This window comes from Pseudocolwellia antarctica, assembly GCF_049933045.1.
Taxonomy (GTDB): Bacteria; Pseudomonadota; Gammaproteobacteria; order Enterobacterales; family Alteromonadaceae; genus Pseudocolwellia.
In genome coordinates this window covers 3,012,874-3,025,819 of sequence record NZ_CP187926.1, presented here as the reverse complement: position 1 = coordinate 3,025,819, position 12,946 = coordinate 3,012,874, and the positions used below count along the sequence as shown (strand labels likewise).

The 12,946-nt window shown below is 34.5% G+C and carries 10 protein-coding genes; 6 read left to right on the top strand and 4 right to left on the bottom strand.

What is annotated here, in order from left to right; translation table 11 throughout:
- Positions 1-276 precede the first annotated feature (276 nt).
- The gene (locus ACPUVN_RS13060) at positions 277-1,161 is read left to right on the top strand and encodes an NAD(P)-dependent oxidoreductase (protein ID WP_426359890.1); all 885 of its coding nucleotides are present in this window, start codon (positions 277-279) and stop codon (positions 1,159-1,161) included.
- Between the two features lie 120 nt (positions 1,162-1,281).
- Here the strand turns inward: ACPUVN_RS13060 and ACPUVN_RS13055 are convergent, their stop codons facing one another.
- Together ACPUVN_RS13055 and ACPUVN_RS13050 are read right to left on the bottom strand one after the other, a co-directional pair.
- Positions 1,282-2,022 carry a FadR/GntR family transcriptional regulator gene (locus ACPUVN_RS13055; protein ID WP_426359891.1) on the bottom strand — a complete coding sequence of 247 codons (741 nt, stop codon included), beginning with the start codon at positions 2,020-2,022 and terminating at the stop codon, positions 1,282-1,284.
- Positions 2,023-2,288: 266 nt separating this feature from the next.
- Entirely contained in the window at positions 2,289-2,552 is a 264-nt protein-coding gene (locus ACPUVN_RS13050; protein ID WP_426359892.1) for a hypothetical protein, read from the bottom strand.
- 171 nt (positions 2,553-2,723) lie between these two features.
- On the opposite strand from ACPUVN_RS13050, the gene ACPUVN_RS13045 reads away from it, so the two are divergent.
- From ACPUVN_RS13045 to ACPUVN_RS13030, 4 genes are all read left to right on the top strand, one after another.
- Positions 2,724-4,997, top strand: coding sequence for a chondroitinase-B domain-containing protein (locus ACPUVN_RS13045; protein WP_426359893.1), 2,274 nt, complete (start codon positions 2,724-2,726; stop codon positions 4,995-4,997).
- A gap of 201 nt (positions 4,998-5,198) precedes the next feature.
- On the top strand, positions 5,199-5,576 hold the full coding sequence (locus ACPUVN_RS13040) for a cupin domain-containing protein (RefSeq protein WP_426359894.1): 378 nt from the start codon (positions 5,199-5,201) through the stop codon (positions 5,574-5,576).
- Positions 5,576-6,895 carry an MFS transporter gene (locus tag ACPUVN_RS13035; protein ID WP_426369224.1) on the top strand — a complete coding sequence of 440 codons (1,320 nt, stop codon included), beginning with the start codon at positions 5,576-5,578 and terminating at the stop codon, positions 6,893-6,895. The genes ACPUVN_RS13040 and ACPUVN_RS13035 overlap by 1 nt, the downstream gene beginning before the upstream one ends.
- 5 nt (positions 6,896-6,900) lie before the next feature.
- The gene (locus tag ACPUVN_RS13030) at positions 6,901-7,857 is read left to right on the top strand and encodes a sugar kinase (RefSeq protein ID WP_426359896.1); all 957 of its coding nucleotides are present in this window, start codon (positions 6,901-6,903) and stop codon (positions 7,855-7,857) included.
- A 228-nt stretch (positions 7,858-8,085) separates the two neighbouring features.
- Here ACPUVN_RS13030 and ACPUVN_RS13025 read toward each other — a convergent pair whose 3' ends face one another.
- Both ACPUVN_RS13025 and ACPUVN_RS13020 read right to left on the bottom strand, forming a co-directional pair.
- On the bottom strand, positions 8,086-8,658 hold the full coding sequence (locus tag ACPUVN_RS13025) for a CBS domain-containing protein (RefSeq protein ID WP_426359897.1): 573 nt from the start codon (positions 8,656-8,658) through the stop codon (positions 8,086-8,088).
- A gap of 135 nt (positions 8,659-8,793) precedes the next feature.
- On the bottom strand, positions 8,794-9,078 hold the full coding sequence (locus ACPUVN_RS13020; RefSeq protein ID WP_426359898.1) for a hypothetical protein: 285 nt from the start codon (positions 9,076-9,078) through the stop codon (positions 8,794-8,796).
- Positions 9,079-9,822: 744 nt separating this feature from the next.
- Here ACPUVN_RS13020 and ACPUVN_RS13015 point away from each other — a divergent pair.
- Complete coding sequence (locus ACPUVN_RS13015; RefSeq protein WP_426370570.1) at positions 9,823-12,678, top strand: TonB-dependent receptor; 2,856 nt, start codon at positions 9,823-9,825, stop codon at positions 12,676-12,678.
- Positions 12,679-12,946 lie beyond the last annotated feature (268 nt).

Sequence of the window (12,946 nt, the reverse complement as noted above, 5' to 3'; positions counted from 1 at the left end):
GCGTTAAATTAGCATTGTTATCTTTTTAATTTAAAAAATAATTACATTGGTAATGTATATGCTTGCTAATTGGTTTGACAATGGTTTTTTGTTTGGTTATATTTGTCTCATGTATTTATGTCTTTAGCATTATAAAGACAATGTATAAATTTAATGGTTCTTTATTAATAGTATTTATTGATGAAAAACTGAAAAATCGGTATCTAGCATACCAACCCATGAGGTGAATTTTTTCACACTCAGTTAAACATAAATCAATATATTTAGGAGTTAGATATGACAAAACCTATCATAGGTTTCATTGGACTTGGCCTTATGGGCGGCAACATGGTTGAAAACCTACAAACACGTGGTTTTCAAGTTAACGTAATGGATCTTAATAAAGATGCTGTTGCTAAAGTTCTTGCTCGTGGTAACGCTACTGAAGTTGCTACTGGTAAAGAATTAGCTGAAAAAAGTGACATCGTAATGCTTGCACTAACTACTTCAAAAGTTGTTGAGTTAGTTGTATATGCAGAAGACGGTATCTTAGCTGGTATGAGCGAAGGCAAAACATTAATTGATTTTGGTACTTCAATCCCAGATTCAACTCGTAAAATTGGTGCTGACCTTGCTGCTAAAGGCTGTGGCATGATCGATGCTCCTTTAGGTCGTACTCCTGCACACGCTAAAGATGGTTTATTAAACATCATGGCTGCTGGCGACATGGATACTTTCAACAAAGTTAAACCAGTATTAGACGAGCAAGGCGAAAACGTATTTCACCTTGGTGCACTAGGTGCAGGTCACACTACTAAGTTAATCAATAACTTTATCGGTATGACTACGGTTACTGCTATGTCACAAGCATTTGCTGTTGCAAAAGCTGCTGGTGTAGACGGTCAACAATTATTTGATATTATGTCAGCTGGTCCATCTAACTCTCCATTCATGCAGTTTACTAAGTTTTATGCTGTAGATGGTGAAGAGAAGTTAGGTTTCTCAGTTGCTAACGCAAACAAAGATCTTGGTTACTTTAACCAAATGGTTTCAGATTTAGGTGGTGAGTCTTTAATTGCTCAAGGTACTTCTGCTAACCTACAGGCTGCAGTTGATGCTGGTCTTGGTCAAAACGATGTTCCAGTAATCTTTGATTACTTTAATACTAAATTAGCTAAATAATCTTTAGCAACCTTATAGGTTGTTTGATTAGATAGTAAAAAAGCCTCATATTTGAGGCTTTTTTTATGCATAAAAAAAATTGGTAATAGAGGTTTGAAAGGGGTGAAATAGCTTAAAAAGTTATTTAATTAGGCTTTCCAGAGAGTATAAACCTCTTTTTTCATTATTTTTACGACGAACTTCTTCAAGTGACTTTGTTTCGATTGTGTCAAATAAGCTATTGATCAAACGATTAAAATGGCGGTGCATAGCTAGACGAGCTTTAGCAGCATCTCTTTCTTTTAATGCATTATATATTGCAGTATGTTCACTCAAAGTTAACTCACTATCTTTGCTACAAACATTTTTATATTCTTCGATAATTTCAATTGTTGATTCACGTAATGCCCATAAGTTATTAACTGAAATAATCATAGCGCCATTACGTGTCGCGTTTGCGATAATACTATGAAAGGTCTTATCTGCTTCTTCGATACTGCTCGCTTTTTTTGAGCTTTCCATCATGACTAAGGTTTTATGTAAGTCATCAAGCTCTTCTTCAGAAATGCATGTAGCTGCTAGGGCTGCAACTTCACCTTCTATTAAGGCTCTGGCTTGAGTTAGTTCAAAAGCGCTAATGTCTTTACTTGTATCAGAATGACTCGTACTTTGTAATACATATACACCCGAACCCGTTTTTACTTGGACTTTTTCTCTTACTTCGAGCGCTATAATTGCTTCACGAATAGTCGGTCTACTCACATCAAATTTTTCTGCAAGTTCACGCTCTGGCGGCAGGCGACTTCCAACAGTATATTCACCTTTATCGATAGAGGTTTCTATACTTTCAGCAATACGCCAAAACAATCGACGATTCTTCATTTTACTTCCTTTACTATTACAACATTTTTAAACACATTGTTTATATAGTATCTATTTACAAAAGCCATAGCAAAGAGATTATAGCTAGCAAACTACTGTGAGGCTGTACAACTATTGCTGGTTAAAGGGCTTAATATACCAGTTTGTATATTTGGTAATATAGCGGAGCTTGATTTGTTGTTTAATTGGTATAACAAAACGGTTGACAGAGGGGGGTGTGATTGGTTAGTTTATGATAGTAAGGTAATACCCACTGATCTATGGTGTCATTTAAGTGAATATAAAATAGATGTCAAAGTAAGGAAATATGTAAATAAAATTACTACGGCGCTAAAAGCAAGTGCACCAATAAAAAAATAAAGGTGTATTGTTTGGCGCTGCATTAGTGCTTCTTTAGCTACGTCTGTATTTGCGGCTGAAGCAGATACTAAAATAGAAGTTAAGAATAACAAAGTCGAAATAGAAGTTAAAAGTACTGAACGTATTAGAATAAGCACAAGTAATGACTCGTGGCTCGAGAACTGTTTCATACTATTCTTATTCAGGCCGTAAGTTCTTTGTTGGTATTAAAGCTAAGTTTTAAGTTGAAAGTACTAGTTGTAGTGAGTTTATATTTACTACCAACCTCTATAAGTTAGGGTTTCATGTTTAATCATATGAGGCCCTAAATTTTCTCGTTTAAAGATTATAAAGAGTCCCTTATGCATTATTTCAAAATGTCTAACGTATTTACTACATTTACGTTGTTAGTTCTGTGTACATTGTTTGCGTGTACTAATATAGCTAGTGTCGATAGTAATATTCATCTAGTTGATACTCCTCAGGCATACGATCAAGCGTTAAAAGACGTTAAGCCAGGCGACACTATCATGTTGGCTAATGGTGTATGGCAAGACTTTGAGATTTTATTTAAAGGAATGGGTACAGAACAATCTCCAATTACATTAACAGCTGAAACTAAAGGCAAAGTGATTTTGTCTGGTAGCTCTAACTTGCGCATAGCAGGTAAGCATTTAGTTGTTTCTGGTTTAGTATTTAAAAATGGTTTTACACCAAGTAGTGAAGTTATTTCATTTAGACGTAATAAAGATGATCTTGCATATCATTCACGTGTAACAGAAGTTGTTATAGATAATTACAGTAACCCAGATCGTTTCGAAGCAGATTACTGGGTAGGTATTTACGGACAATACAACCGTTTTGATCATAATCATTTAGTCGGTAAACGTAACAAAGGTGTTACGGTTGCTGTTCGTTTGACTACAGAAGATAGTCAAGAAAATCACCATAAAATAGATCATAACTATTTTGGCCCTAGACCAATTTTTGGATCTAACGGTGGTGAAACATTAAGAATTGGTACAAGTCATCATTCATTAACTAATTCATTTACATTAGTAGAAAATAACTACTTTGACCGTTGTAATGGTGAAGTTGAAATCATTTCAGTTAAATCAGGTAAAAACACGATTGTTAATAACACCTTTTTTGAATCACGCGGTACGCTAACACTTCGCCATGGTAATGGTAACCTTATTGAGAACAACGTGTTCTTTGGTAATGGTGTTGACCATACAGGTGGTATTCGTGTAATAAACAGAGATCAAACTGTACGTAATAACTATTTAGAAGGTTTAACTGGTTACCGTTTTGGTAGTGGTTTAACGGTAATGAACGGTGTACCAAACTCTAGTATTAATCGTTATCATCAAGTGGTTAACGCAAAAATAGCAAACAATTCAATTATCAATGTTGACCATGTACATTTAGCTGCAGGTTCTGATGCTGAACGTTCAGCCGTTCCTAAAGACAGTACTGTTTCAAATAACTTATTTTATAATAAAAATGGAAAAGCTCCATTTTCAGTATTTGATGATATTAGTGGCGTTACATTTAAAGACAATATCTCTAACAAGTTAACTGATAATAAAATTACTTCAGGTATTGCACCACAAACTCTAGTTTTAGAGAGAGCTGCAAATGGTTTGTTATACCCAACTAATAATCCAACTAATGCGGGTGTATCTAAAAACCTTCAACCAACTCAGAAAAACCAAACAGGTACAACTTGGTACGAGAAAGTAGAACCAGAAGTTGAATTTGGTTCAGGAAAAACAACGACAGTGAAAGCTGGTGGCGAATCTTTATATCAAGCGATTGAGCAAGCAGCATCAGGTGATACATTAGTATTAGAAGATGGTAACTATACGATTGAGAAAATCATCAAGCTTGAAAAAACAATTTCAATTCAAGCAAAAAATCGTCATATGGTAACTGTTGAGTTTGGTCGTTCTACCTTATTTGAAATTAATAATGGTGGTAGTTTGAGCATTGATGGTATTGTTGTGAGTGGTGCAAATAGTGCTGATTACTCAGGTAATACTTTTGTAAGAACAGCTAAATGGGGTATGTTCAAAAACTACCGTTTTGCAATGAAAAATAGTGTAGTTAAAGACTTAAACATTAACCATTCATTCCACTTCTTTGATTCAGGTAGCCGCGCATTTGCTTTATCAATTGATATTGAAAACAATACTTTTGAAAACATTACTGGTGATATATTTAGATTAAATAAAGAAACTGACGACCTTGGTATATACAATGCCGAGTACTTAAACATAAAAAATAATGAATTCAAAAATGTTGAAGGTATCTTAGTTAACTTATATCGTGGTGGTTCTGATGAAAGTACTTTTGGTCCTCACTTATTATTAAAAGATAATAAAATTAACAATGTAGGTAACGGCAAACGTAATAAATCTAAATCTGCAATTTTATTACATGGTGTACAGGTTTCTACTATTGAAAATAATACTTTTGAAAATACAGCGGTAATCAACGTAGAGCATACTGTTGGCGAACCTATAACGTATATCACTAACAATACATTGAATAATACACCACAACCAAGTGTTGTTGAATTACGTGCAAGTGGTGCGCACACTGCAATTATTAGCAATAATAAAATAAAATAATTAGAGATAATATTTTAAAAGAGAGTGTCTAAAAATAAATAAATATAACATCATAAAATTGTCATGTTGTATTTCTTAAATTTAGTTTAGCTTTTAAAAGTAAAAAATTAACAAACTAAAACATAATTAATTTTCTTGTAAAAACAACTTTGAATTTACGGATAATTTAATTTTTCGAAATAAAAATAGTAGGAGTTCATCATGAGTCAAAGTGAAATTTTTTCATTCGGTAACGAAACAGAAATCGAAGACATAGGCGGCGGTTTAAAGCGTCAAATGCTTGGTTATAACGAAGAGTTAATGGCCGTAAAAATTTGGTTTGAAAAAGGTGCTATTGGTTATAACCATGCGCATAGACATTCTCAAGTGACTTATATTGTTGAAGGCGAATTTCATTTCAATATTAACGGTGTAACTAAAGTAATGAAGCCTGGCGATAGCTGTTTAATTCCTCCATATGCTGATCATGGTGCTACTTGTCCAACTGGCGGTATTCTAATTGATACTTTTAGTCCTCCACGTGAAGATTTTGTAGAAGAAGGGCTTTTACCAAAGCCTGCTGATAAGGAAAGCATCTAATGCAATTGAAAAACTTACGTTGGTGGGTAATTGCTTTAATCGCATTAGCTACTGTTATTAACTATATTGACCGTTCTGCGCTAAGCGTATTATGGCCAGATATCGTAGAGGATCTTTTCCCTGACGAGTCGGCTTTAGAACGTAAACAAATCTATGCAAACATCTCAATTGTTTTCATATTGTCTTATGCGTTTGGTCAGGCTATTTTTGGTAAAATATTTGACTGGGTAGGTACACGTTTAGGTTTTGTTTTATCTATTGGTGTTTGGTCACTTGCTACTGCAGCCCATGCATTTGCTCAGGGCGTACTAAGTTTTAGTATATTCCGTGCTATTTTAGGTGTTGCTGAAGCTGGTAACTGGCCTGGTGCAGCAAAAAGTAATGCTGACTGGTTTCCAACGAAAGAGCGTGCTTTAGCTCAAGGTATTTTTAACTCTGGCGCAGCAATTGGTGGCATTATTGCTATTCCATTGATCGCTTACTTAACTGTTTATTTTAGCTGGCAGATGGTTTTTGTTGTGATAGGTTTAGTCGGTCTATTATGGCTTATCCCTTGGATTATCTTAGTTAAAGCTCCACCTAAATCTCATCCTTGGATCACAGCTGAAGAGCGTGAATATATTTTAACAGGTCAGCGTAACACTGATGCTAGTGACTCTTTTGGTGAAGAGGAAGAAGAATATAATCCAACTACACGTGAGTTACTTTCACGTAAGCAAAGCTGGGGTGTAATTATAGCTTCTGCAGCAATCGATCCTATCTGGTGGTTATTTGTTTTTTGGATCCCTATTTACTTAAACGAAGTATATGGCATGGATGTTAAATCTATTGGTATATACGGTTGGGTACCTTATGTCGGTGCTATGTTTGGTGCTTGGTTTGGTGGTCTTCTTGCGCAAAATCGTTTAAAAGCAGGCTGGAATACGGATAAAACACGTAAGCTAACTATTACTTTAGGCTGTTTGATCATGTTACCTGCACTTTTAGCTATGGCTAATCCTGGTGGGCCAACTACTGCTGTAATTATTATGGCTGTTATCTTGTTTGGTTTCCAAACGACTATCGGTAATGTCCAAACTTTACCAAGTGATTTATATGGTAAAAAAGCTGTTGGTACACTTTCAGGTTTCGCTGGTATGGCGGCTAAATTAGGCGCATTAGGCTTAACTGCATTAGTACCTATTCTTACTGCTGATGGTAACTACACTCCAGCATTTGTGATTGGTGCTTCTTTAGCTGTTATTGCTATAGCTGCAGTATGGATACTAATTCCAAAAATTGAACCTTTAAAACCTTTAAAACCTTTAAAAAGGAAGTAAGCTGAATGAAAAATATCTTTTTATTTGGTGAGTGTATGGTGGAACTATTAAACGTTTCACCTAATGCTCAATTGCCACAAACATTAAAGCAATCTTTTGCTGGTGATGTATTCAATACAGCAGTCTATTTAAAGCGTGTTTTTGCTGATATGAAGGTAAATATAGTTACGGCTGTAGGTACTGATGAATTTAGCTCGAATATGGTTGAATACTTTCAACAACAAAATATAGAAACAGATTTTGTTTATCGCTCTACTGATAAAATTGCAGGCTTATATTCAATTAAAACTGATAGTGAAGGTGAAAGAACTTTTACTTATTGGCGTGAAAACTCAGCTGCTAGACAAGTAATGAAATCGATTGATTCAGCAGAAATAGAGAAAATGTCACAAGGTGATGTTTTCTTCTTCTCAGGTATTTCATTAGCTGTTATTACACCAGAAGATCGTCCAAAATTCTGGGAAATGGTTGAACAATTGAAATCTGCAGGTGTAACGATAATTTTTGATCCTAATTATCGTGCAAGAATGTGGAGTTCTCCTGATGAAGCTAAGCAGGAATATCATCAAGCATTTACATTAAGTAATATAGCGTTACCAGGTGTAGATGACTTTAAACAGCTATATCAATTAAACACGGCTGAAGAAGTTATTACATTTAGTGAAGCTTATACATTTGATGAGTTAGTAATTAAAAATGGCGAGAAAGGTGTAGTGTATATTAAAGACAATACACGCACTGATATTGCGATAACTCCTGTTGAAAATGTAGTTGATACAACGTCGGCAGGTGACTCGTTTAATGGTGTATTTGTCGGTGCTCGTACTGCTGGTACGAATAGCAATGACGCTATAAAGTTAGCTTCGGCTTCAGCGGCTTTAGTTATTCAACATAAAGGCGCAATCGTTGAACAAGACGTTTTCCAAGCTTTTATTGATAATGACTTATATCGCTTAAATTAATCTATTTATTGGGCATTACATTCAACGTGTTTGCTTTACCTAATTAAAATAATTTAATAATATTGATCTAAAAAGGCCTTCTGAATGTTCAGAAGGCCTTTTTTAATGTTTAAGGGTTTTGTTTTCTCCTTTCTAGTTAACCTGAACTAATTCAGTTAATCAAAATACAAAGCTCTAGGGTTTACTCACCAAGTTACCATGAAGCGATTAATACACACCTCAGTTCATCTAATAAGCATTAATAACATTCATCTCATTAAATCTTTTAGCGAAAACAACATTCTTTGGTATATCAATAGGAATGTGTAATTTACGTTCAATTTCTTTAGAAGATATGATGCCGCGAATATGATGATTATAGGTATCCATTACTAAACAGTGATGTAAGCCATTTTGTTTTAAAGTATTTACTACATCTGCAACGGTCGCATGTTCAAGCTGTGAAATATCAAAAGTCATAATCTTGTCTTTAGGTAACATTAAATCGCTAACTAAGATTTCTTCTCTTGTATTACCTAATGTGATCTCATGCATAATCGATTGTTCAGAAACATCTGAATCAGTAATTACACCAACAAAATCATCATTTTCAGATATAACAAGATTAAGGTGAACATGGGTTTTTAACATTAAATCTAATGCATCTACTGCTTTAGTATTTTCTGTAATACTTGAAGGGTTAAACTGTTTAAAGTCAGTGAATATAGCTGTAGCAGGTGATTTTAAGGTGACTTGTTCGAAGTCATCAGGTTTTACGATGTAGTCGATATTATCTATGTTAACTAATTTTAGGTTTTTCATAATAGCCTCTGTACTTTGTTCGATATTTAAAGGTGCGAAGACTTAGATCCATAGATACTTTCGGCAATAAATACTCATGTACTTAAAGGGGAAGTTTTAACTATGTAAAAGTAATCTTCTATTTAATGTAAAGGTTTAAATATCGAATAATGGCGGAGCACGAATAAGGCTATAAGTTAGCGTTGCTTTGATTATAGAAGCATCACTAGAGGTGTATTGCTCTTCAGGAAAGCGAGGAAGGGAGGTTAATTCATATTTATAAATAGCCCAATCAATATCATGGCTATCTATGTCACTAATGGTTTCTTGTATTGATTGCTCAACATCCCACAAATCGCTTTCAGCAATAGCACTATTACTTTCGAAAGAAAATAATAGTATGCAAGGTAAAAGCAATATGAGTTGGAGTGTATTTTTCATCAATATTTAATAGTAATCATTCGTCATAACTAAATAATGGAGATCTTGATTAATACTTTCAAGTATAAAATTCAAATAAAAGAAAATAAAAAATAATTTGGCCGATAATTTATGAAAAAACTGTATAAATATTTGTGTTTATTAATTGAATATAAGAGAAAGTCTAATGACTAATTAAATATTATTAACTTTTCATAATATAAATTTACTTTTTATAAACGCATTTTAAATTCATAAAAGCATGACTTAATTATTAATTCAATTATTTATAAAAAGAAGAGGGAGGGAGAATTTTTACTATTGAATATACTGTAGTTTATAGCTACAAATGAATTTTCTTAATCTTTATATTCATGATGTTAGATTAAAACTCAAATTTACAGAGAGTTTAATCTACGCTTTATAAATCATTATTTACAAATTCAAGGATTAGTTAGAATCGAGTAAATAAATATTTATAAAGAACTTTTGGTATTAAAGCTAACTTCAAATATTTGTAATTTATTTGTTAATTGGTAAGGTCAAACTGATTGACAATGGTCATGATGTTGGTTAAGTTGAGGTTGATTATTGAACTGGTGATAATAAAAACAAAAAATCATCAGTTTTATTTTACTATTTTCATAAATCGGTTTAGGGGAATTTAATATGACAATAAAATTAAATAAAATTAGCTCAGCGTTACAAAAAAGTCGCTCAGCTAATAAAAACAAGTCAGCACTTTATAGTTCTGCTCTCGTTGCTATGTTAGCTATGCCAGCATACGCAGCAGAAGCTTCAGAAACAAAAAATTATGATGATATTGAAGTAATACAAGTAACAGGCATATTAGGTAGTATGAAGGCTGCTGCATTACTTAAACGTACAGACGCTCGTATTGTTGATGCCATTGTTGCTGAAGATATTGGTAAACTACCTGATAATAATATTGCAGAAGCATTACAGCGTATTACAGGCGTTTCAATTAGCACAGATTTTGGTGTCGGAAATGGAGTAACCATTCGTGGTATTTCACAAAACCGTGTTGAATTAAATGGTCGTTCAACTTCTGGTGCTGGTCGTGATGGTATTAGCCTTGATGATTTTCCATCAAGCTTCTTAAAAACAGTTGAAGTTATTAAATCACCTACCCCTGAAATGATTGAAGGTGCCTTAGGTGGTACGATCAATATGACAACAGTTCGTCCATTAGAATTAGATGAGCCACTAGTTGCTTTCACATTAGATGGTGAATACGCAGATAAGACTGAAAACTGGGCGCCTAAATTTAATATTTCAGCAGGTCGTAACTGGGACTTAGATGATGCAGGTACTTTTGGCGCATCATTTGTTTTAGCGTACCAAGATCGTGAATTACGTCGAGACGAGTTTATTAACTTAGTTACACCTACTGAACTTGATTTAGATGGTAACGGTGAGAGTGATCGAGCAAACAATCCTGCAGGTAACTTCTTAGTAAGAAGTCAAAATACCGTAGAGCAAAAAACAGAACAACGTGAAAGAACAGCATATGGCTTATCTTTACAATGGGCTCCTAAAAGTGGTGATGGCTTTATTTATTTAGATATTAATGCTACTGATCTAGATGGTGGTCAAGAAGCTTATTCGGTTCTTAACGACAGTAAAGATTATAGTGATTTAGTTCTTGATGATGCATTTGGTGATTCACAAGGTCAGCTTCAAAACTTTGGTTCAGGTAGTGTTTTTGTGCAACCTAAAACTTGGTCTGATTTTACGACTAATGACTCTTCATCTAGCGCACTAGGTGGTGAATTGCAGTTAACTGACCAATTAATGATATCTGGTGAAATTGCTTATACAAAATCTGAGTCTGAGAGAAGAAATTCAGAATTTAATTTACGTCCTATTTCACGTGATCAATATGAAGCTGATGGCACGATAACTGAACATCTTTTCACGCTTACAATGACAGACAGTGGGAATGAAGTTCCTGGTATTATCTTCTCAGATGAAGATGCACTTCTTAATCCTGATAACTTAGCTATTCGTCAATTTAGTCATCAACGACATGTGACAGAGAATGAAGAAACAGCAATCCGCTTAGATATAGAATATACCGAACCATTTGCAAACTTAGAGTTTATTAGCTCTATTAAAGCTGGTGTGCGTACTACAAGTCGTGATTACGAAATTGACCGCCATGACCTGAGAAATAATGGTGACGAACTTAAGAACTTACAAACAAGTGTTACAGTTGATGGTGTTGTAACTCCTGTATGGGTTGATGACTTTAATGATTCGTATGGTGGATTTAAAGCGATTAACCATGATAACTCTTTCGATCAAAGTGGTATTGCTGGAAATAACGCATTAACTAATTACTATGTATATGACGGTGCATTATTAGCATACGATATTAATGGTACTTACGACAGAGTTAAGCAAATGCTTGCTGGCACTAGCCATGAATTAACAGGTTCGCTTGATGACAATATGGTTCGCAACACAGGTTCATATGCGCATATTGAAGAAGAAACTAGAGCTATTTATACTCAGTTTCATTTAGACTTTGATGAACTTACTGCCGTTGTTGGTGCTCGTTACGTAACTACAGATTTAACATCGGCTACTTTTGATGAGTCACAAGAGCACGACTATTCAGATTTCTTACCAAGTATTAATGCAACATATACACTAAATGATGATACCGTTTTACGTTTTGCTGCTGCAAAAGTAATGCGTAGAGCTGAATTTGGTGAGTTAAGTCCAGCACTAAATATTGATAACTCGCTTGTAACTGGTACACAAGGCTCTTATCAACTAGACCCTTACCGTGTAACTCAATACGATTTAGGTATAGAGCATTACTTTGGTGAAGGTGGACTTGTATCTGCAGCTCTATTCTACAAAGATGTTAAATCTTTCACTCAAAGTAGTAGTTCTTGTGTTGCTGATCCTGAAACAGTTACAGGTCAGAACGTAAATGAATTTATAGATGTGTGTCTGTTAGATGTTGCAGGTGTAAGTCAAGATAATCTTGTTACTGCGGGTGTTGGCCAAGATTTAGCTTTTGTTGAAGCTCAGAAAGCTGCTGGTTTAACAGGTATTGTTATTGATACTGATGTTAATGGCGGAAGTGGCTCTATTAAAGGCTTAGAGTTAGCATACCAACAACAGCTTGATTTCTTACCAGGTGCTTGGGCTGGATTAGGCGTTAATGTAAACTACACATACGCATATAGTAAGCAACCAGATGGTAACCCATTATTAGATATTTCTAATAATACCTTTAATACTCAAGTTTACTGGGAGCACGAAGGTATTCAAATTCGTTTAGCTTATAACTGGCGTGACAAGTACTTAGATACTCAAGATGAGAAACGTGTTCGCCCTGTAGGTGCATTAGCCGCTCTTGCTGATAGTACTATAACTGATGTTACTCTAGGCAATAACTACCGTGATGCTCGTGGTCAAGTTGATTTCTCAGCAAGTTATGACTTGAATGACAACATTACTCTTGTAGCTAATGCGGTTAATTTAACTGGTGAGCCAATTCGCCAGGTTACCGAGTTAGGTAGCAACTGGCAATATAGTGAAGCAGATCGTCGTTACACTGTTGGCGTACGTGGTAAGTTCTAAATATTAAATAGAATTTAATCTGACTGAAAAACGAGCTAATTTAGCTCGTTTTTTTATGTCTTTTATAAATTATTAAATTTGGGTTCACACCTAGTCGTTCAGTATTATTAAATTTTCATAGTCACTATTTTGAGAGAAATAAAAAGCATTAGATGACTTAAGTAGGTATAGGGAATTATACCAAGTTGATTAATTAATTGATCACTTAGCGAGAATTAAAAGGCTTATATGCAAGGCATTGATTGAAGAGAATGGTTACTCCCTTGTC

What these genes read in the sequence shown, in the direction of transcription:
- ACPUVN_RS13060 (WP_426359890.1), top strand. Translation starts at nt 277, where the DNA reads ATGACAAAACCTATCATAGGTTTCATTGGACTTGGCCTTATGGGCGGC.
- ACPUVN_RS13055 (WP_426359891.1), bottom strand. Translation starts at nt 2,022, where the DNA reads ATGAAGAATCGTCGATTGTTTTGGCGTATTGCTGAAAGTATAGAAACC.
- ACPUVN_RS13050 (WP_426359892.1), bottom strand. Translation starts at nt 2,552, where the DNA reads ATGAAACAGTTCTCGAGCCACGAGTCATTACTTGTGCTTATTCTAATA.
- ACPUVN_RS13045 (WP_426359893.1), top strand. Translation starts at nt 2,724, where the DNA reads ATGCATTATTTCAAAATGTCTAACGTATTTACTACATTTACGTTGTTA.
- ACPUVN_RS13040 (WP_426359894.1), top strand. Translation starts at nt 5,199, where the DNA reads ATGAGTCAAAGTGAAATTTTTTCATTCGGTAACGAAACAGAAATCGAA.
- ACPUVN_RS13035 (WP_426369224.1), top strand. Translation starts at nt 5,576, where the DNA reads ATGCAATTGAAAAACTTACGTTGGTGGGTAATTGCTTTAATCGCATTA.
- ACPUVN_RS13030 (WP_426359896.1), top strand. Translation starts at nt 6,901, where the DNA reads ATGAAAAATATCTTTTTATTTGGTGAGTGTATGGTGGAACTATTAAAC.
- ACPUVN_RS13025 (WP_426359897.1), bottom strand. Translation starts at nt 8,658, where the DNA reads ATGAAAAACCTAAAATTAGTTAACATAGATAATATCGACTACATCGTA.
- ACPUVN_RS13020 (WP_426359898.1), bottom strand. Translation starts at nt 9,078, where the DNA reads ATGAAAAATACACTCCAACTCATATTGCTTTTACCTTGCATACTATTA.
- ACPUVN_RS13015 (WP_426370570.1), top strand. Translation starts at nt 9,823, where the DNA reads ATGTTAGCTATGCCAGCATACGCAGCAGAAGCTTCAGAAACAAAAAAT.